Genomic DNA, 21,308 nt, shown 5'->3' on the forward strand with positions numbered 1-21,308 from the left:
AAATCCGCTTCAAGCGGATTCTTTTTATAGTCCCATTAAACGATAAGCTTGGTCTCGAAGATCCTTATCTGTTTCAAATAGACCTCTAGCTACTGTCGTCAAGGTTGCAGTTCCTGGTTTTCTGACACCACGCATACTCATACACATATGCTCCGCCTCAATGACAACAAAGGCTCCTTTAGCACCTAGATACTCCATCAAGGCATCGGCTACTTCGATATTCAATCGTTCTTGAATTTGTGGTTTTTTAGAATAAACTTCAACCGTACGGGCTAGCTTAGATAAACCTGCCACACGACCATCTGGAATGTAGGCAATATGCGCTCTCCCATAAAATGGTAGAAAGTGGTGTTCACACATGGTATGGAAAAAGATATCCTTTTCTACCACCATATTATCGTCGATAATCTCAAAGGATTTTGACAAATGTTCCTCTGCTGTTTGACCAAGACCTGAAAAAATCTCTTGGTACATACGAGCGACACGAGCAGGTGTTTCCTGCAAGCCTTCGCGATTAACGTCCTCTCCTACAGCCTCGATAATCATTTTTACAGCTGCTTCAATCTTTTGTTTATCCATTCTCTTTTTTCCTCTCCATCAGATAGGCTCTCACTTGGCTCAAGAAATACAAGGAACCTGTGACAATCCTAACTGTTTTTTTCTCTTCTTTTTTATCTGTCAATTTCTGCTCTAGAAAATCCTGCCAATCTTGGTAGCTGAGATTTCTAGACTTAGCTACCTCTTTCAGCACGCTTTCATCAGTCGCCCGACTATCGTCAAAATGTGTCAGAGTAAGCTCGGTATCTGGGATTTGCTCCAACAAATCCAACATATCCTCCAAGGCCTTGGTTCTGATGCAAGTAAAGAGGATTTCCTTACGATAATCCGCAAAGCGTTCTTGCAAGGTTGCTAATAAAGCCTTGATAGCATGGGGATTGTGGGCTCCATCCAAAATCATCAAGGGATCTCTTGACACGATTTCCAAACGTCCTGGCCACCTTGTTTCTTCCAGAGCTTGAGCAAGCAAATGATTGCTTGCTAGTTCTCGACCATCTTCTTGACAAAAAGTATCAAGTAAAGCTATGGCCATCCCAGCATTCTCTATCTGGTGCAAACCAAGCAGGCCAGTCTGGAAGCGACCTTGTCTGACAACACTTGTATAGTCAAAGACTTTGCCTGTAACCACACTCTTTTGATGGCTGACTTGATAATCTTTCCCATAGGCAAGTCTCGGCGCATTTTTATCTTCCGCAATAGCGTCAATGACAACCAAAGCTTCTGGAGCGATACGACCTGTTACCAAGGGAATACCTTGTTTGATAATACCAGCTTTCTGCTCTGCTATGGCTTCCAAGGTGTCACCAAGTAGGGCTACATGGTCCAGTCCAATGGTTGTGATGCCTGTTAAAATTGGCTGGCAGACATTGGTACTATCCAAAAGTCCACCCATGCCCACTTCCATGATAGCCACATCTACTTGCTCTGAGGCAAAGTAGTCATAGGCTATGGCTGTGATAATCTCAAACTCGGTTGTGCCCTGTAAATTAGCGGCCGCTTCTCCCTCCAGCAAAGACTGATAGTCTGCCATGAGGTCTTCTAGCCTAGCCTTGGGAATGGATTCCCCATTGATGCTAATCTGGTCTGTATAATGAATGAGATAGGGCGAGCTGAAAACACCAACTCTCAGGCCTAGCTTTTCTAGCATATTTTTCAAAAAAGCAATGGTCGAACCCTTGCCATTGGTCCCTCCGATATGGATGACCTTGAGTTTGAGATGGGGATTACCACGCAACGCTAACAGTTCCACCATTCGTTCCAAGCCAAAATGCGGTTGATCCGTCCGATAATTAGCAATCCACTGATTGTTTTCGATTTCTTTCATCTTATTTGTATTGTTTTAAATCTAAATTTTCCGCTTCATCAGCCAGACGAATGGCGGAGGCAATTTCAACCGCCATCTTGTGACTAACTACGTCATGCACTCGTACCACTTCTACCCCCTGTCTCGCAGCGATACTGGTTACATGAGCAGAGGCCGTGTCCCGATTAAGGAAACCAAGTTCTGTCTCAGGATTGACTTCAAAACCATTTTCTTCAAGGATATTGATGACAAATCGCTTGCGCGACACTCCAAGAAAGATTGGATAGCCCTTCTGATGTAGTTTATCCAGATCCCGTAAAAGAAGCAGATTTTCTTTCTTGGTAAGACCAAAGCCAATTCCTGGATCCAGCAGGATGTTTTCTTGAGCAATCCCAGCTTCCTCTGCTCTCGCTAGTGCTCGTACAAAGAAAGCCTCCATCAAGTCTTCAATTGGTAATTTTTCATAGTCAGCTAACTCTTCCTCTGTAAAAGCTTGACCAAAGCCAAAATGAGGAAAGATGAGCGAGCTAGGGTGCTGAGGTCGTGCCATAACTGGATTAAACATAATGACTACTTTCGCTCTCGCTTCAGCTACCACATGAGCCATTTTTTCATCACCCATGAGACCAGTGATATCATTAACTAGATTAGCACCAGCAGCCAAAGCGGCCTCTGCCACCTGGCTCTTCCAAGTATCGATAGAAATAAGGACATCACTTTCCTTGCGAATCGCTTTAATCACTGGAACAACACGCTGGATTTCCTCTTCTATCTCAACATAGCTACTTCCCGGCCGAGTTGATTCTCCACCGATATCGAGCATGCTGGCTCCTTCTGCTATCAATTTACGAGCCTGCTGAAGTGCCTGCTCAAGAGCAAAAAATTGACCACCATCCGAAAAGGAATCTGGGGTTACATTGATAATTCCGCAAATAGCTGTCTTTGCATGATTGGCTTTACTTGACATATCGGTCACTCCCTCAAGGCTTTTCACCATATTATTTCTCTATTTTACCATAAAAAGAAAAAGATGGACACGATTGCATTCATCTTTTTCCCAGTAGAAACAAGTAAGCAATTGTCAAAAATCTTAAACAGAGATCCCTAATGTCCGACTCAAAATCACCACGAGAGCCAACAAACAGAAAAAAACTCCATTAACAACCATGTGAAGTAAGATAGACATTTCCAAACGTTGGGTTTTATAAACTGTCCAAGTTAGCACAGTTGACATTCCTCCATAGATAAGAAGAGAAGGTAGATTTGTCGGTAAATGAAGCAAGGCAAAGATAATAGCACCGACTATATAACCCACATTTTCTTTACCACGAAAGAGTTTTTTAGGAATCACTCCTCGACATAAAATCTCCTCACAAATAGGAGCTATTAGAACCAGTAAGAAAAAACTGGAAATTAAGGAACTATTCTGGACCAAATCATTAATATTTGATTGATTGCCGGTTGTTGTTTCATTCATCAAATGCAGTAAGACCACACCAAGAATATTAAAGGCAAGAATCACTAGATAGCTTAAGGCCAATCTAGCCAAATCCTTAGCCTTGAAAAACGATAAACCAAAACTAGCCAACTGTGTTTTCCTAGCACCTATTATAAATACAGTTAAAACCACAAGAGATAAGGCCCCTACTAATAGTCCTGATTGCAACAATGGAAATCGTCTACTTGTTAGAAAATAGGACAAAGCCAAAGGAAGCTGAGAAAAAAGAAGGGCTACTAAAAAAATAATTACCCATTTGCCCCTGTTCACTATCTCTTTCCACATACTCTTCTCCTTCATGATTTTTCCTCCTTAGTCTTAATAAACATCATTGAATATATTTGCGAGCTAATCACAATCTCCTTTGTATTCAAAAAGGGGGAAAATCCCCCTGGGTAATCCTATTATAAGGCCATGCTGATGTAGTTAAGGATAAACAAGGCATCCAAAATCCAAATCATGACATGAACATCTTTAGCTTGACCTTTGACAAGCTTAGTCAAGGTGTAAGTCAATAAACCAACTGCAATCCCTTGAGTGATAGAGTAGCTGAATCCCATAAAGATAGATGTGAAGAAGGCAGGAACCGCTTCAGCCATATCATCCCAATGGATATTTTTCAAGCTAGCCAACATCATAATTCCAACGATAATCAAGATTGGAGCTGTAGCGGCTGTTGGTACAATCGCTAGAAGTGGGCTAAAGAAGCTTGAGATAGCAAAACAGATTGCCACGACCAAGGCTGTCAAACCAGTACGTCCACCTGCACCGATACCAGCAGCAGACTCAACATAAGTCGTTACGTTCGAAGTACCAGCGATGGCACCAATTGAAGTACCAATCAAGTCAGAGTAAAGAGCCTTATCCAACTTAGCTGATTGGTGGTTTTCACCATTTGTCGCTACGATACCAACTTTTTCACCTGTACCGATCAAGGTACCAATTGTGTCAAAAATATCTGTCAACGAGAAGGCAAGAATAGCCATCAGAGTTTCAGGCAAGCGAGCTGTATCTGAAATCAAAGCTCCCAAACCTTCTGAACCAAGAGCTGCACCAAAGACTGTCTTCAAGTCTTCAAAGGCTGCACCAACATGGTTATTAGCAAAATCGATACTAGACAAATCTACCAAACCAACTGCAATAGCAAGAACAGTTGTTGTCAAGATAGAGAGGATAATTCCCCCTTTAATCCCTTTAATAACAAAGAAGATAGTAATGGCAAGTCCTGCAAGAGCCACCAAAACAGCTGGATTATTAAAGCTGACCAATCCTGGAACTGCTGAAGAGTTTGCTGCAATCGTTGCTTGAGCTTTGTCAGCCCCTTCTCCTACAACAGTATAGTTGCCTGGATCAATCGTAAATTTCAAAAGTCCAGCATTCTTAATTCCCACGTAGGCAAGGAAAACACCGATACCAGCTGAAATAGCTGAGCGAAGGGCATTTGGAATCGATTCAATGATCATTTTACGAACATTTGTCAAGGTAATAATCAATGAGATAACCCCACAGATGAAGACCATAGCTAGGGCTTCTTGCCAAGAATAACCGAGTCCAAATACAACTGTAAAGGTAAAGAAGGCATTGAGTCCCATACCTGGTGCTTGGGCATACGGTAAGTTAGCGTAGAAGGCCATCATCAAGGTACCCGCTACTGCACCAATGATCGTCGCTAGGAAGACACCTTGAGCAGGCATTCCTGTTTGCGAAAGAATTTGTGGGTTTACAAAGAGAATATAACTCATTGCAAAGAAAGTTGTTAAACCAGCGAGAACCTCTGTACGAACGTCTGTACCGTTCTCTTTTAGTTTAAATAATTTGTCCATTATTAATCTCCTTTTAATTTTTACGAACAATAATAGAATTATATCATTTATCATTCACTTTTTCAATATCTTTGTTTGATTTATTTAAGAAATTGATAGAATTTCATTTTTTGTTTGGAATCTGCTTTTCTGCCTGCTTTCTGTTATAATAGAAGACATCTTATCTGAAAAGACACTAGAAAGGTCCCTATGACAAAAAAAATTATTGCAGTTGACCTGGATGGAACCCTGCTCAACTCAGACAGTCAAATTTCTGACTTTACCAAAAAAACCATCAAAAAAGTTACTGAAAAAGGCCATCAAGTTATTATTACGACAGGGCGCCCTTACCGAATGTCAAAAGATTTTTACCGTGAACTAGGCTTAGACACTCCTATGATTAACTTCAACGGCTCCCTCACTCATTTACCAGACCAAGTTTGGGATTTTGAAAAGTGTTTAACCGTAGACAAAAAATATCTGCTAGATATGGTTCAACGTTCAGAGGACATTCAAGCCGATTTTATCGCTGGAGAATACCGTAAAAAATTCTACATTACAAATCCTAATGAAGAAATTGCCAATCCCAAACTATTTGGTGTAGAAGCTTTCCAGCCTGAAGATCAATTTCAGCCTGAGTTGGTAACCAAGGACCCTAACTGCATTCTGTTGCAGACTAGAGCCAGTGACAAATATGCCTTGGCAAAAGAAATGAACGCCTTCTACCAGTATCAACTGTCTATCAATACCTGGGGAGGTCCGCTCAATATCCTTGAATGTACCCCAAAAGGTGTCAACAAGGCCTTTGCTTTGGACTACTTGCTCAAGGTAATGAACCGTGACAAAAAAGATTTGATTGCCTTTGGAGATGAACACAATGATACCGAAATGCTAGCTTTTGCTGGGAAAGGTTATGCAATGAAAAATGCCAATCCTGAGCTACTCCCCTATGCAGATGAGCAAATTTCCTTGACAAATGACCAAGACGGGGTTGCCAAAACCCTGCAAGACTTATTCTTATAGTCCATACTGATACTCAATGAAAATCAAAGAGCAAACTAGGAAGCTAGCCGTAGGCAGTACTTGAGTACGGCAAGGCGAAGCTGACGTGGTTTGAATTTGATTTTCGAAGAGTATGACCAGCTTGCGAGCTGGTCTTTGTGCTCTTTTCACAGTCTCATCAACCAGTTAATCGATTGTTCTACTTTTTGCCTCCAAAACCTTGGAAAAGGCTTTCTTTTGTGATATACTTCACATATAAATACAAGAGAGCTCGTCATACTCGACTCTGTTGACACAAAATCAATCCAGTCCTGTTTCTCCTGCTCTCAGTTAATATCAAGGAGGATAGCTATGAAAGCTGTTGTTGTAAATCCAGAAAGCACTGGTGTTGCTGTTGAAGAAAAAGTACTCCGTCCACTTGAAACTGGAGAAGCACTTGTAGAGATTGAATACTGTGGTGTTTGCCACACTGACCTCCACGTTGCCCATGGTGACTTTGGTCAAGTACCAGGACGCGTCCTAGGACACGAAGGTGTTGGTATCGTTAAAGAAATTGCCCCAGATGTTAAAAGCCTTAAAGTCGGTGACCGCGTCAGCGTTGCTTGGTTCTTTGAAGGATGTGGTACTTGCGAATACTGTACAACTGGCCGTGAAACTCTTTGCCGTACAGTGAAAAATGCTGGCTACTCAGTAGATGGTGGTATGGCTGAACAATGTATCGTAACTGCAGACTATGCTGTTAAAGTTCCTGACGGACTTGATCCAGCCCAAGCCTCTTCTATCACATGTGCTGGTGTAACAACCTATAAAGCTATTAAAGAAGCAAAAGTTGAACCAGGCCAATGGGTTGTTCTTTACGGTGCTGGTGGACTTGGTAACCTAGCTGTTCAATACGCTAAAAAAGTATTCAATGCTCATGTCATCGCAGTTGATATCAATAACGACAAACTTGCCCTTGCAAAAGAGGTCGGTGCTGATATCGTTATTAACGGCCTAGAAGTTGATGATGTACCTGGACTCATCAAGGAAAAAACTGATGGTGGAGCTCATTCAGCTGTCGTAACTGCTGTATCTAAAGTTGCCTTCAATCAGGCTGTTGACTCAGTTCGTGCCGGTGGTCGCGTCGTCGCTGTTGGTCTTCCTTCTGAAATGATGGAACTAAGTATCGTAAAAACCGTTCTAGATGGAATCCAAGTCATCGGTTCTCTTGTTGGAACTCGTAAAGACTTGGAAGAAGCCTTCCAATTCGGTGCAGAAGGTTTGGTAGTTCCAGTTGTTCAAAAACGTCCAGTCGAAGATGCCGTAGCCATTTTCGACGAAATGGAAAAAGGTCAAATCCAAGGACGTATGGTACTCGATTTCACCCACTAATCTAATAGAAACCTATTTTAAAAGTTGGAATACGCTTCCAACTTTTTTATATTAAATTTTTAAATAAGAATTCAAAAAAACTTCTCTAAAACTCAATATATCAATATTTTCAGATGTAATCTCTTTAATTATTTTATGATAAATAGTTGATTTTTAGATGAAAACGGTTTATACTTAAAAAGTCTTAAAGTTTTCTTAAACGAAAACTAAAACAAAAAAGGAGGAATGACAATAATGAGTATCGGAATCATTATTGCGAGCCACGGCGAATTTGCTGCGGGTATTCATCAGTCAGGATCTATGATCTTTGGTGAACAAGAAAAGGTTCAAGTTGTAACCTTTATGCCAAATGAAGGTCCTGATGATCTATACGCTAAGTTTAATAACGCTGTTGCTGCATTTGACGCAGAAGATGAGGTTCTAGTTTTGGCTGACCTTTGGAGTGGATCTCCATTTAACCAAGCTAGCCGCGTGATGGGAGAAAATCCTGAGCGTAAGTTTGCCATCATCACAGGACTTAACTTACCGATGTTAATTCAAGCCTACACAGAGCGCCTGATGGACGCTACTGCAGGTGTAGAAAAAGTCGCTGCTAATATCATTAAAGAAGCCAGAGATGGCATCAAGGCTCTTCCAGAAGAGCTCAACCCAGTTGAGGAAGTAGCAAGCGCTGCAGCTGCTCCAGTTGCCCAAGCTGCTATTCCAGAAGGAACTGTCATCGGAGACGGTAAACTCAAAATCAACCTTGCCCGTCTAGACACTCGTTTACTTCACGGTCAGGTTGCAACTGCTTGGACTCCAGATTCAAAAGCAGACCGTATCATCGTTGCTTCAGATAACGTAGCTAAAGACGAATTACGTAAAGAATTGATTAAACAAGCAGCTCCAGGTAAAGTGAAAGCAAACGTTGTTCCTATCCAAAAACTAATCGACGTTGCAAAAGACCCTCGCTTCGGAGAAACACATGCCCTTATCTTGTTTGAAACACCTCAAGATGCCCTTCGTGCTATCGAAGGTGGCGTGCCAATCAAAACTCTTAATGTTGGATCAATGGCTCACTCAACTGGTAAAACAATGGTTAACAACGTTTTGTCTATGGATAAAGAAGACGTTGCTACATTTGAAAAAATGCGTGACCTTGGTGTTGAATTTGATGTACGTAAAGTACCAAACGACACGAAAAAAGATTTGTTTGACTTAATCAACAAAGCAAACGTGCAATAATCGATTTTATGAAAGGATTTTAAAGATGTCTATTATTTCTATGGTTTTAGTAGTCGTTGTAGCCTTCCTAGCAGGTCTTGAAGGTATCCTCGACCAGTTCCAATTCCATCAACCAATCGTAGCTTGTACCCTTATCGGTCTTGTTACTGGTAACCTTGAAGCAGGGATTATCCTTGGTGGTTCTCTTCAAATGATCGCCCTTGGTTGGGCTAACATCGGAGCTGCCGTAGCTCCTGACGCTGCTCTTGCTTCTGTTGCTGCTGCCATTATCATGGTTCTTGGTGGCGACTTTACTAAGACAGGTATCGGTGTTGCCCAAGCGGTTGCTATCCCTCTTGCAGTTGCTGGTCTATTCTTGACTATGATTGTCCGTACACTCTCTGTCGGATTGGTTCACACTGCTGATGCTTCTGCTAAAAAAGGTGACTTCAAAGCAGTTGAACGTGCTCACTTTGTCGCACTTCTTCTTCAAGGTCTTCGTATTGCAGTCCCAGCAGCACTCCTTCTAATGGTACCAACTGAAACAGTACAAAGCATTCTAAATGCTATGCCTGATTGGCTCAAAGATGGTATGGCTATCGGTGGTGGTATGGTCGTTGCCGTTGGTTACGCTATGGTTATCAACATGATGGCAACTCGTGAAGTATGGCCATTCTTCGCTATCGGTTTCGTGCTTGCTGCCGTGTCAGATATTACTCTAATCGGATTTGGTGCTATCGGTGTTGCTATCGCTCTTATCTACCTTCACCTTTCTAAAACTGGTGGAAATGGTGGCGGAGGAGCCGCAACTTCTAACGACCCAATCGGCGATATCCTAGAAGACTACTAAGATAAGAAAGGACTGAAAACATCATGACTGAAAAACTTCAATTAACTAAATCAGATCGTAAAAAAGTTTGGTGGCGTTCAACTTTCTTACAAGGTTCTTGGAACTATGAACGTATGCAAAACTTGGGTTGGGCTTACTCATTAATTCCAGCTCTTAAAAAACTCTACACTAAGAAAGAAGATCAAATCGCTGCTCTTGAACGCCATCTTGAGTTCTTCAACACTCACCCATACGTAGCCGCTCCAATCATGGGGGTTACTCTTGCACTTGAAGAAGAACGTGCTAACGGTGTTGAAATCGATGACGCTGCTATCCAAGGGGTTAAAATCGGTATGATGGGGCCTCTTGCTGGTATCGGTGACCCAGTATTCTGGTTTACAGTACGCCCAATCCTTGGATCACTCGGTGCTTCACTTGCCCTTACTGGTAATATCTTAGGTCCAATCCTCTTCTTCGTTCTTTGGAACTTGATTCGTATGTCATTCTTGTGGTATACACAAGAGATTGGATACAAGGCTGGATCAGAAATCACTAAAGACATGTCTGGCGGTATCCTCCAAGACATCACTAAAGGTGCTTCTATCCTTGGTATGTTCATTCTTGCTGTCCTTGTTCAACGTTGGGTAAATATTAAATTTGCTTTCGATGTTGCCAAAGTTCAACTAGATGAAAAGGCTTATATCCATTGGGATAAATTGCCAGAAGGATCTAAAGGTATCCAAGAAGCATTCGCACAAGTAGGACAAGGATTATCTCAAACATCTGAAAAAGTTACTACTTTCCAACAAAACTTGGATATGTTGATTCCTGGACTATCAGGACTACTCCTTACTTTCCTTTGCATGTACTTGCTTAAGAAAAAAGTATCTCCAATCACTATTATCCTTGCACTCTTCGCAGTGGGTATTGTGGCACATGTTCTTCACATCATGTAATCAAGCAACTTAAAAGGAATCAGGTTCTAAAATCTGATTCCTTTTTTCTATGTTTTTATACTCAATGAAAATCAAAGAGCAAACTAGGAAGCTAGCCGCAGGCTGTACTTGAGTACGACAAGGCGAAGCTGACGTGGTTTGAATTTGATTTTCGAAGAGTATTATTCAGCCAAGGCTCCCATTGGATCCCACGGTGCAAGTACGATTGGTTCTGCTTCATAAGCAGCTTGTTCTTCTGCTGTCAGCAATTCTTTGCGAACAACAATCTGGTAAGTGTATTCGTCCATCCAAGCGTCTGAGGCAACAAAGTAACCATCTGTACCGACCTTGTCTCCCCATGAGTTTTCAACCTTCCACTTGATTGATTTGCCATTTTCATCCAAATCAACACCTGTCAAGACCATAGCATGGGTCATCAAACTTTCGCTGTAGTCCAAACGTCCAGCCTTGTCTTGAGTGAGTTGAATATCCATGCTTGATTCAAAGTCATAAACATCTGTCGCAAGGATTCCAGCTTTACGGTTGCTGAGCTGACCGACATCTGAACCAAACCAAACAGTCTCACCTGCTTGCATTTGAGCAATTGCCAACTCTTTCAAGCGCTCCATTGGAACGTTGATGTAACGAACCGCACGGCTACCAACCACATTTCCCAACATCTCAACTGTGTAAGATTTGCCGTAAGGCTTGTCAGCAGTTGGAGCATTGATAACAGAAACGTAATCTTCTAGAGGAAGATTGACATATTTCTTGTAAAATTCCTGTGGTGTAATGCCCTTTTCGCTTTGGTAGTTATTATCTTTATCGCGATAAGCAAAGTCAAACTGACGTGGTGGAAGTCCTAATGACATGGCAAGGAAGTTAAAGATTTCTTGCAAGAGGTCTTCTTTCTTAGCTTGAACAGTCACTTGATCCGCACCAGAAGTAAGCAAGTCACGCAAGATTTGAGCATCTTGACGAAGCAATTTGTTGAGAATGGCATTTAGCTCACGACTGCTACTAGATGAAACAGACTCAGGATAAACTGACTTGGGCACGACACCGTATTTCTCAAAGAGAGAAACGACCATATCCCACTGGCCACCGTCTTGTTGTGGTGTTTGAAGTAGGAATTTAACCTTACGGCTCGTCAAGTCTTGGTCTGCAGTCGCAATGACTTGCTCCAAGAACCAGTTTGATTTCTCATACTTGTCCCAGAAGAAGGTGTGGGCCTGTGATAACTCAAAATTTTCCAGTTTGTATTGTGAGATGAGCTTGTGGCGGAAGGTATTGAGAGCCGCAAACATCCAGCAACGACCAGACGCTTTCTGGTTGGTTACCTTGTCCTTGGTCAAATCCAATGAGAAAACAGGTGTATTGTCCACATGGCTTTGGCGACGCTCAAGGGCTGCAAAAATTCCGTTGTGGCTGGCAGCATTTTCAATCGCTTGGTATTTTACATTTGCTTCATAATTGGCAAATAGTTTATCAGTAAATGATTCTTGAATCGCGTTCATAGATTCCTCCTTTTATTCTACAGTCTATTATAACTCTTTTCACAAAGGAAGCAACTGAAAAACATAAAAGGCAAGGATATTCTTCCTCACCTTTTTCGAATATAAACCAAACTAAGCCATACTTGCAAGGAGAATTTCTAATTCCCCCTTGGTCAAGCGACGCCATTCCCCTCGTTCTAGGTTCTCATCCAATACTAGAGTTCCCATAGTCAAACGTTGCAAGTCCACCACTTCCTTACCACAGTATGCCACCATACGCTTGATCTGATGAAACTTCCCTTCTGCAATGGTCACACGGATTTGGCTTTGATTCTTTTCTGTCTCTATGGACACAAGCTCCAGTATAGCAGGCTGACAAGTAAAGTCTTTAAGAGGAATTCCCTTGGCAAATATCTCCACGTCTTCTTGGGTCATAATTCCCTTGACTTGTGCCAGATAAGTCTTGTCCACATGACGCTTGGGCGAAAGAAGAGCATGGGCAAGCTGGCCATCATTGGTCAAGAGTAGAAGACCATGCGTGTCAATATCCAAGCGCCCTACTGGGAAAACTTCCTTACTCCGCGCCAAGTCATCCAACAAGTCCAGAACGGTTCTGTGCTTAGGATCCTCAGTCGCTGAGATAACCCCTTGGGGCTTGTTCATCATGTAGTAGACAAACTCTTCATACTCCAACACTTGCCCATCAAAGCGAATCTCATCTCTTTCTTCATCAATCTGCAATTTAGCTGACTTTTCTTTTTTACCATTTACCGTCACGCGACCAGCCTTGAGCAAGTTTTTGACCTCAGTTCGGCTCCCCACAGCGCAGGCAACTAAAAATTTATCTAATCTCATAGAACTATTATATCATACTCAAAAGGAGGCTGTCTCAATGACCAACCTCCTTTTCGTTTCATACTCTTCAAAAATCTCTTCAAACCGCGTCAACGTCGCCTTGCCGTATAGATGTTACTGACTTCGTCAGTTCTATCTGCAACCTCAAAACAGTGTTTTGAGCTGACTTCGTCAGTTCTATCTACAACCGCAAAGCAGTGCTTTGAGCAGCCTGCGGCTAGTTTCCTAGTTTGCTCTTTGATTTTCATTGAGTATCAAATTTAAGAAATTAACTTCCTCGTCTCCAGAAAATCGCTAAGACAATCATGGAACCTAGTACTGCCGGAATAATGGCAGTTCCTGCTATTATCGGTCCCCAAGTCCCAAAAAGCAAATGCCCTATAAAGGCACCAATCCAGCCTAGAAACATTTTTCCAAAACATCCCATTCGCTCTCCACGATTGGTCAGAGTACCTGCTAAAAATCCCACTAGGAGACCAACGAACATACTTCCTAACATATTATCTCCTTAATTTGCCCAATCTCCGTTACGGAAGAGTGGTACACGTGTCCCATCCTCACGGATACCATCGATATCCATTTGGTTAGAACCAATCATAAAGTCTACGTGAACATCTGAACGGTTAAGCCCCGCAGCTTCAAGCTCCTCTTCGCTCATCTCCGCTCCACCAACTACGCTAGTCGCATAGGCTGCACCGATAGCCAAGTGGTTTGATGCATTTTCGTCGAAAAGGGTGTTAAAGAAGGTAATGCCTGACTGAGAAATTGGGCTTGGATCTGGTACCAAGGCACATTCACCTAAGGCACGCGCACCCGCATTTTCAAAGACAAGGTCTTTCATGACCTGATCACCCTTCTCAGCAGTGATATCTACGATTTGTCCATCCTTAAAGGTCACCTTAATACCTTCAATAATGTTTCCGTTATAACTAAGCGGTTTTGTAGAAGTGACATAACCATCTGCGCGACGGAAGTCAGGCGCTGTGAAGACTTCCTCTGTCGGCATATTTGGCAAGAATCCTTCGCCCTGTGCATTGATAGCACCAGCTGATTCCCAAACGTGGTTCTTTGGCAAGCCAAGGGTCAAATCTGTCCCTGGCGCTGTGTAGTGAAGGGCTGAAAATTGTTCTTTATTAAGCATATCTGCCTTACTCTTAAGAATGGTAGCGTGTTCTTCCCAAGCCTTAACAGGATCTGCTTCGTAGACACGGCAAGTTTTGAAAATTTGGTCCCAAAGGAGATCGACTGCTTCTTCATCGCTCGCAGCATTTGGAAAGACTTTCTTAGCCCACTCAAGTCCAGCAGCAGCTGCTACAGTCCAGCTAACCTTGTTAGATTGAGTTGCGATGCGCATTGGTTTCATAGCAAGTCCCATAGCTTTAGCAGAAGCTGAAAGCTTGTCAGCATCCACTCCGTTCAAGGCACCTGGATCAGATGAACGAACTCCGAGACGGCTAGCCTTGTTCTCCAAGAGATAGTTCATCTCAGCAATCTTGTATTCAGGCACATTGTCCAAACGCTCCATTGGCGCATGGAGGAATTTCTCACGGTTAATCACATCATCTGTCCACTGAACGATAACCTCATGCGCACCCAAGGCATAAGCTTCTTTGACAATTAAGTGAGCCAACTCACGTTGCTCCACATCGATAGAGAGAGCCAAAGTGTGACCAGGTTGCACGTTGATTCCGTTCGCAACCAATAATTTCGCATATTTTTCTAGATTTTCTTTAAAATTTGGTAAAACCATGTTGTTTTCTCTTTTCTATTTTTATTTTTCTTTCAAAGCAGAGAATAATCCTGCTAAAGCAATAGCACCTGACAAGAGTGCTGTTGATAGAAGAATTGTCTGGTCAGCAAGTTCCAATTGATACTCAAACACCTTCTCAGCCGGCTTGTCTTCCGCAAAAATTCTTAGTTTCATGAAATATCCTCCCTTACTAGTATATCACATATATTGGTATTTTAAAAAACAAGCTTACTGAAGCTTGTTTTTAACTACCTATCCAAGAATTAAAAACGAAATATATAGCTATATTGACACTCTTCTTTTAATTATATTGACATAAAAAAGGCGAGGTGATATTCTATAGATATACACTAAAAAATACATAGGAGCAAAAAGATAATGGACGAAAATTTTAATAATGAAATTGCAAAACAAGTTACTAGTGCTATTCTGGATAAATACCTTTCACCTGTTATTTCCAAAACAACTGACAAATTTAAAACGCTCTACAATAAGGCAAAAATTGATCTAGAGATTCCTTTCCAAGATTATTTGACAAAATCTTATGAGAAATACAGTAAAATCAAAACGATTATCTACGGAATTGAGCCCAAAAGACTGTATGATTTTTTTGAAATCCCATTTTTAAAAAAGGACTCAGACATCATCAAGCCCACTGAAACAAAAGTACTAACTGAACTCTCAAAATTTTTAATTATTGAAGGTTCTGGTGGAATTGGTAAATCTACTCTCATGAAACACCTTTTTCTAAGTGAATTAGAATTAAAAGACTATATTCCTATTTTTATTGAATTAAAAGATTTCAACGAAGAGGGGCATTTAGACCTTGAGAAATTACTGCTAAAAAAACTAAATCAATTTCACAATACATTCCAAGAAGAATATTTAGATTATGCACTTCAATCTGGATGCTTTTTATTCCTATTGGATGGCTATGATGAATTGTATAGCGAAAACCAAAAAGAATTTTTCAAGAAGTTAAATGATTTTTGTGACAAATATCCTGAAAACCATTATATCCTTTCTTCCAGACCTTATAGCGAATCGGAATTCATTGAATTTCAACGTTTCACAGTTTTAAAAGCTGTTCCTTTTAATAAAGAACAAGCCATTAGTCTTATTATTAAAATTGAATATCCCGATGAAGAACTCAAAAATAAATTTATTCGTGATCTAGAGAGTGGTTTATATGATAGACATGAATCCTTTGCTTCAAATCCTCTGTTACTAAATATTATGCTCTCCACTTACAATGACTATGCAGAAATTCCGCAAAAATTACACCTATTCTACTACCAAGCCTTTGATACCATGTTCTCTAAGCACGATGCTACGAAAAGTTATCGACGAAAAATGTTATCAGATTTAAGTTCAGATACTTTTAAAGAGTGTTTTGCAATCTTCTGTCTTCTGACATACCAAAAAGCAAAAACAGAGTTTACCTTCCCAGAGATTGAAGAAATTTTTAAAAAATTTCCTCCTCGAATTAAAAACGTTCTCAATATAGGCAATTTTATCCACGATTTAGAAAACTGTCTGTGTGTACTATACAAAGAAGGAAACAGATACAAGTTCTCCCATCGTTCTTTCCAAGAATATTTTGTTGCTTATTTTCTAAATATACAAACGGATAGTAAGATGCGTGACTACAGCTTTCTTTTAATAGAATCAGGAAAATTTAGCACTAGTGCAGATTCGGTATTTCCTATGTTAGAGGATATGAGTACTCAGCGCTTTAATAATAATATCTTAATTCCTTTATTAAATAAGTTTGAAGAATCTAAATCTGGTGAAGAAGACTTATTTGAATATTACATTCTCAATTTTCCCGTAAAAATTGAAATTTCTCTAGATTCTGGAACCCCATCTCTTAGATTAGTAGTTTACGAACCACATGATAAACTTCAGCGTTTTATTTATTATTTTTTCAAAAATACTATTGATTATACTTACTACCGTACAATAGATGATAGTCCCCTAATATCATTTTGTGAAGATAATTATTTAGTAGGAGAAATTATAGAACCAAAACACCTCATTAAAAACAAAGAATTATTTGACTTATTTAGAGAATCTTGGGTCGGCCAACATACACTCTCTCTGACTCATTATAAGCAGAAGCTGATAGAAGACCTAAAAGAAGAGGATATAGTCTTAGAGGATTAGTAATCTGTAACTATTGTATATTTATGCTTACATTTAAAAAATAACAGGATTATCTGATGTCCTGTTATTTTTTTATTATCAAACATCTCTGTAAAATTGAGGATAGTCTGCCTTCTTAAAACAACTCATCAAACAAACTCAACTGATTATCCTCTGGCATATTGCCCAGAATTCCCATTTCATCCATTTTTTCAACCAAGGTTGATGAAAGTCCTCCACGCTTGCGTAACTCAGTTTTAGAGAGGAATTCTCCCTCTTCACGCGCTCGCACCAACTGCTTGGCAACGTTCTCTCCCAGACCATCCATTGCTACAAATGGCGGGATAAGGGTGTCCTCGTCGATGAGGAACTCTGTCGCCTGACTACGGTAGAGATCGAGTTTGCCAAATTTGAACCCACGTTCCCACATCTCATTGACAATCTCAAGAGTTGTATAGAGATCGATTTCCACATTGGAGGCTTCATTGTTCTTCCGTTTTTCAGAGATTTCTTCCATTCTACGCTTGATAGCATCTAAGCCCCCTCCCATGGTCTTGATATCAAAAGCCTTAGCGCGGATTGAGAAGTAAGCACAGTAATAATAAATTGGATGGTGAACCTTGAAATAAGCTACACGCAAGGCCATCATAACATAGGCTGCCGCATGGGCTTTCGGGAACATGTACTTAATTTTCCCACAGGACTCGATATACCACTCTGGCACCTTATTGGCCTTCATGGCTTCAATATAGCCATTTCGCTCCTCTTCGGAAATCTTTAGCCACAAGCCCTTACGTACTCGTTCCATGATGGTAAAGGACATCTTAGGTTCGAGACCAGCATGCATGAGGTAAACCATGATGTCGTCCCGACAACCGATAACAGTCGATAGGTCCGCTATTCCTTGTTTAATCAAATCTTGTGCATTGCCCAGCCAAACGTCGGTACCGTGGGACAAACCTGACAACTGAAGCAATTCTGCAAAAGTCGTTGGATGCGTCTCATCTACCATCCCACGTACAAAGTTGGTTCCAAACTCTGGAATCCCCAGCATGCCTGTCGGAGTTCCGATTTGTTCAGGAGTCACACCTAGCACATCAGTCCCAGAAAAGAGGGCCATAACGCCTTCGTCATCCATAGGAATTTCATTAGGGTCAATACCAGACAAGTCCTGAAGTTTCCGAATCATGGTCGGATCATCATGCCCCAGCACATCAAGTTTGAGGACATTCTCATCAATATCATGGAAGTTAAAGTGAGTCGTCTGCCATTCAGCCGTCACGTCATCCGCTGGATACTGAACAGGCGTAAAGTCGTAAACATCCATGTAGTTCGGAATAACAACGATTCCCCCCGGGTGTTGTCCTGTTGTCCGCTTGACACCGGCAGCGCCTTGAGCAAGACGTTCCACCTCTGCATCACGATAAAACTTCCCATAGTCTCTCTCGTAGCCCTTGACAAAGCCATAGGCAGTCTTGGCAGCCACCGTACCAACCGTTCCTGCACGGAAGGCATATTCTTCACCAAAGATATCACGCACATCCAAGTGGGCGCTAGGCTGGTCTTCTCCCGAGAAGTTCAAGTCAATATCGGGAACCTTGTCCCCATCAAAACCAAGGAAGGTCTCGAAAGGAATATCCTGTCCGTTTTTGCTGAGTTTATGACCACAGTTTGGACAGTCCTTATTGGGCATATCAAATCCTGAACCGTAAGAACCATCGGTGATAAACTCACTGTACTGACACTGACCACAGACATAGTGAGGAGATAGAGGATTGACCTCTGTAATCCCAATCATGGTCGCAACAAAACTAGAACCGACAGACCCACGAGAACCAACCAAGTAACCCCGTTCATTGGAACGTTGCACCAGCATCTGCGATGCGAGATAAATCACAGCAAATCCATTCCCCAGAATAGAGGTTAGTTCTTTTTCAATTCGCAAATCAACGATATCTGGCAACGGATTTCCATAAATCTCAAAAGCTTTCCTATAGGTTAATTCAGCAACTGTTTCTTCAGCCTTGTCGATGAAAGGCGTGTACAGGTCACCCTTAACAACCTCAACGGGTTCAAAGATTTCTGCCAAGGCATTGGTGTTTTCAATAACCAATTTACGTGCCAGTTCCTCTCCCAAGAAGGCAAATTCATCCAACATTTCATTAGTCGTTCTAAAATGAGCTTTTGGAAGAGGAGCGGGTTGAGCATGTTCCCCATGACCGATAGTTCGGTTAATCATAGCCCCCTGTCCCAAACTACGGACGATAATTTCACGGTAAATCTCTTCTTCCGGTTCGATATAGTGAACATTCCCAGTAGCCAGAACTGGCTTACCAAGACGGTCTCCAACTTCTATCAAACTCTTGATAATGGTCTGGAGTTCCTCCATATCCTTAACCTGCTCCTTGGCAATCAAGGGAGCATAGATAGCTGGTGGCATGACCTCGATAAAGTCATAATACTTGGCCACCTCAACCGCCGCATCCACACCTTGGGAAACGACTGCATCAAAAACTTCACCTTCAGAGCAAGCTGAACCTAAAATCAAACCTTCCCGATGGGCATCTAAAATCGTTCTCGGAATCCGTGGCACCCCTTCAAAGTACTTAGTATTAGACAAGGAAACCAGCTTAAAGATATTTTTTAGCCCTACTTGATTCTTGACATAAATGGTCGCATGCTTGATACGAGCTTTTTTATAAGAATCTGGACTAATCAAATCAATGTTAAGTCTAGCTAAATCGGTCACACCATGTTTTTCTGCTACCTCTTTGATAAAGATAAAGAGCAGACGACCAGTCGCTTCCGCATCGTAGTTGGCCATGTGGTGATGTTCTAAGGCCACACCAAAACGCTTGGTCAAAGGCCCCAAACCATGACGTTTGTACTCAGGATAGAGGTTTCTAGCAAACTCCAGCGTATCAATAACTGGCTGACTAATCTTTGGCAAACCATGACGCTCATAATTGGCATTCATAAAGCCAACGTCAAAGGTCGCATTGTGGGCAACTAGGACCGTATCCTTGCAAAATTCTTGGAATTCTTGCAAAACTTGTTCCAGTGGTTTGGCATTTTTGACATGGTCATCTGTAATTCCAGTCAACTCCGTGGTAAAGGCCGACAAAGGATGCCCGGGATTGATAAATTCATCAAATTCAGCAATGACATTCCCCTTATACATCTTAGAGGCCGCAACCTGAATCAAGTCATTGTAGATAGCTGATAGACCCGTCGTTTCCACGTCAAATACCACATAGGTCGCTTCTGACAAGTCCATCTCCACTTCGTTATAAACGATAGGAACACGGTCCTCCACGATATTGGCTTCCATACCATAGATCAGCTGGATTCCCGCTTTCTTAGCAGCCTTATAGCCATGTGGGAAGGACTGAACATTTCCATGGTCTGTGATGGCAACCGCCTTGTGTCCCCACTTAGCAGCTGTCGCAACGATTTCTTCTACCTCTGGTAGTGCATCCATGGTCGACATATTAGTATGAGCATGAAACTCAACCCGTCGTTCTCCTTCTGGCATTAAATCCTTCCGCTCATAGTGAATAACTTCCTGCACGTCTTGCACGTTCATAGTCAAATCGCGTGTGAAGTTATTCATCTCCACATTCCCACGCACTCGGAGCCAAGAATTTTTCTTGATTAGATCAAATTTCTGAGCCTCTTCCTCATTCTTAACCCACTTTTGCATCGAAAAACTTGAAGTGTAGTCCGTCATTTTAAAATTGATTAAAACACGACCTGTTCTGGTCACTTTTTGCTCCATATCAAACACAACCCCTTCAAAGACCAGACGATTCTCCTCCGTCGTCACTTCGATCATAGGAGTAATCTCTGCCTTATCCAGCTTTGGTTTAGCTACAGCTTTTTTGACTTGAAAATCAAAGGCTGGCTTCTCTTCCGCTGGAGGAGGTGCCATCTGTTCCAGTTGTTCCATAGCACGGAGCGCTTCCTCATTGGCCGCTTGAACAATCTGCTCATTTTCAGCATGAAAGGCCTCTTCCTGTTCTTGGGTCAGCACATCATTTTTCTCTACTTGACAATTAAAAGTTGGAAAGCCAAATTTTTCAAGTTGTTTAGCTAAATTAGGAAGGTGATTTTTCTTAAAGTGTTCCTTATCAATCGCCTCGGAGCCTTCAATCAAGAGTTGATTGCCCTCAGCACGAACTTGCAAATTTTGATAAAGGGACTTAAAACCTTGACTAGCACATGGTCCCTCAGAGAAAGCCTCCCTATAGTAGGACTGCAAGAGTTGATTTGAAAATTCTTGAGACAGAGCCTTGATTTCGAAAATAGCTTTATTGCCTGTCTTAGAAAATTCTTCCCTCAAACCTTTCTTTAATTCTAAAAAGATTTCTATCGGTAAAATATTAGAAAATACGAAATGAAACTCCCATATCTTACTAATTTTATGAACCACAACTCGCTCAATATCGGCCTGTGCTAAAGCAGGAGCCTGTCTCATTTCAGCAGGCATCCCCAATTGATTCATCAAAATTTCAAAACTATTTGACATTCATTTTCCTCACATTATTCTCCTACTATTTTA

General features: G+C 41.5%; 17 protein-coding genes. 6 read left to right on the forward strand and 11 right to left on the reverse strand.

Annotated features, from left to right (window positions below; all coding sequences use genetic code 11):
- Window positions 1-24: 24 nt before the first annotated feature.
- The 5 genes from folE to ACLNCV_RS04765 form a co-directional block, all read right to left on the reverse strand.
- Window positions 25-579 carry a GTP cyclohydrolase I FolE gene (gene folE, locus ACLNCV_RS04745; RefSeq protein WP_411865275.1) on the reverse strand — a complete coding sequence of 185 codons (555 nt, stop codon included), beginning with the start codon at window positions 577-579 and terminating at the stop codon, window positions 25-27.
- Window positions 572-1,882, reverse strand: coding sequence for a bifunctional folylpolyglutamate synthase/dihydrofolate synthase (locus ACLNCV_RS04750; RefSeq protein ID WP_424844917.1), 1,311 nt, complete (start codon window positions 1,880-1,882; stop codon window positions 572-574). Before ACLNCV_RS04750 ends, folE begins: the two co-directional genes overlap by 8 nt.
- Window position 1,883: 1 nt before the next feature.
- Window positions 1,884-2,858, reverse strand: coding sequence for a dihydropteroate synthase (folP, locus tag ACLNCV_RS04755; RefSeq protein WP_261126114.1), 975 nt, complete (start codon window positions 2,856-2,858; stop codon window positions 1,884-1,886).
- 93 nt (window positions 2,859-2,951) lie between these two features.
- Window positions 2,952-3,659: a CPBP family intramembrane glutamic endopeptidase gene (locus ACLNCV_RS04760; RefSeq protein WP_153199301.1), complete on the reverse strand. Its 708-nt coding sequence runs from the start codon at window positions 3,657-3,659 to the stop codon at window positions 2,952-2,954.
- Window positions 3,660-3,763: 104 nt separating this feature from the next.
- Window positions 3,764-5,182 (reverse strand): NCS2 family permease, encoded by a 1,419-nt coding sequence (locus tag ACLNCV_RS04765; RefSeq protein ID WP_424844918.1) that lies wholly within the window; start codon window positions 5,180-5,182, stop codon window positions 3,764-3,766.
- Window positions 5,183-5,371: 189 nt separating this feature from the next.
- On the opposite strand from ACLNCV_RS04765, the gene ACLNCV_RS04770 reads away from it, so the two are divergent.
- The 5 genes from ACLNCV_RS04770 (at window position 5,372) to ACLNCV_RS04790 (ending at window position 10,522) form a co-directional block, all read left to right on the forward strand.
- Window positions 5,372-6,184 (forward strand): Cof-type HAD-IIB family hydrolase, encoded by an 813-nt coding sequence (locus ACLNCV_RS04770; RefSeq protein ID WP_424844919.1) that lies wholly within the window; start codon window positions 5,372-5,374, stop codon window positions 6,182-6,184.
- A 330-nt stretch (window positions 6,185-6,514) separates the two neighbouring features.
- A complete protein-coding gene (gene adhP / locus ACLNCV_RS04775; protein ID WP_000649182.1) occupies window positions 6,515-7,534 on the forward strand; it encodes an alcohol dehydrogenase AdhP in 1,020 nt (339 codons plus the stop codon).
- 234 nt (window positions 7,535-7,768) lie between these two features.
- Window positions 7,769-8,758: a PTS sugar transporter subunit IIB gene (locus ACLNCV_RS04780; protein WP_247953465.1), complete on the forward strand. Its 990-nt coding sequence runs from the start codon at window positions 7,769-7,771 to the stop codon at window positions 8,756-8,758.
- A gap of 25 nt (window positions 8,759-8,783) precedes the next feature.
- Window positions 8,784-9,587 (forward strand): PTS mannose/fructose/sorbose transporter subunit IIC, encoded by an 804-nt coding sequence (locus ACLNCV_RS04785; RefSeq protein WP_000022716.1) that lies wholly within the window; start codon window positions 8,784-8,786, stop codon window positions 9,585-9,587.
- Window positions 9,588-9,610: 23 nt separating this feature from the next.
- A complete protein-coding gene (locus tag ACLNCV_RS04790) occupies window positions 9,611-10,522 on the forward strand; it encodes a PTS system mannose/fructose/sorbose family transporter subunit IID (protein ID WP_000136865.1) in 912 nt (303 codons plus the stop codon).
- Window positions 10,523-10,683: 161 nt separating this feature from the next.
- On the opposite strand, the gene pepC is transcribed toward ACLNCV_RS04790, so the two are convergent.
- The 5 genes from pepC to ACLNCV_RS04815 all read right to left on the reverse strand — a co-directional run bounded on the left by pepC (window position 10,684) and on the right by ACLNCV_RS04815 (window position 14,776).
- Window positions 10,684-12,018, reverse strand: coding sequence for an aminopeptidase C (gene pepC, locus ACLNCV_RS04795; protein WP_261009308.1), 1,335 nt, complete (start codon window positions 12,016-12,018; stop codon window positions 10,684-10,686).
- Window positions 12,019-12,129: 111 nt separating this feature from the next.
- Window positions 12,130-12,852: a pseudouridine synthase gene (locus ACLNCV_RS04800; RefSeq protein ID WP_424844920.1), complete on the reverse strand. Its 723-nt coding sequence runs from the start codon at window positions 12,850-12,852 to the stop codon at window positions 12,130-12,132.
- Window positions 12,853-13,120: 268 nt separating this feature from the next.
- On the reverse strand, window positions 13,121-13,351 hold the full coding sequence (locus ACLNCV_RS04805; RefSeq protein ID WP_000901572.1) for a GlsB/YeaQ/YmgE family stress response membrane protein: 231 nt from the start codon (window positions 13,349-13,351) through the stop codon (window positions 13,121-13,123).
- 9 nt (window positions 13,352-13,360) lie between these two features.
- Window positions 13,361-14,602, reverse strand: coding sequence for an aminopeptidase (locus ACLNCV_RS04810; RefSeq protein WP_424844921.1), 1,242 nt, complete (start codon window positions 14,600-14,602; stop codon window positions 13,361-13,363).
- 21 nt (window positions 14,603-14,623) lie between these two features.
- Window positions 14,624-14,776 carry a hypothetical protein gene (locus ACLNCV_RS04815; protein WP_000776626.1) on the reverse strand — a complete coding sequence of 51 codons (153 nt, stop codon included), beginning with the start codon at window positions 14,774-14,776 and terminating at the stop codon, window positions 14,624-14,626.
- A 204-nt stretch (window positions 14,777-14,980) separates the two neighbouring features.
- On the opposite strand from ACLNCV_RS04815, the gene ACLNCV_RS04820 reads away from it, so the two are divergent.
- Window positions 14,981-16,768, forward strand: a complete 1,788-nt coding sequence (locus ACLNCV_RS04820) for an NACHT domain-containing protein (RefSeq protein WP_424844922.1) — start codon at window positions 14,981-14,983, stop codon at window positions 16,766-16,768.
- Between the two features lie 115 nt (window positions 16,769-16,883).
- Here ACLNCV_RS04820 and ACLNCV_RS04825 read toward each other — a convergent pair whose 3' ends face one another.
- Window positions 16,884-21,275 carry a PolC-type DNA polymerase III gene (locus ACLNCV_RS04825; RefSeq protein WP_424844923.1) on the reverse strand — a complete coding sequence of 1,464 codons (4,392 nt, stop codon included), beginning with the start codon at window positions 21,273-21,275 and terminating at the stop codon, window positions 16,884-16,886.
- Window positions 21,276-21,308 lie beyond the last annotated feature (33 nt).

It is taken from the genome of Streptococcus sp. CL5.50, from assembly GCF_049738015.1.
In the GTDB taxonomy this organism is placed as follows: Bacteria; Bacillota; Bacilli; order Lactobacillales; family Streptococcaceae; genus Streptococcus; species Streptococcus mitis_CA.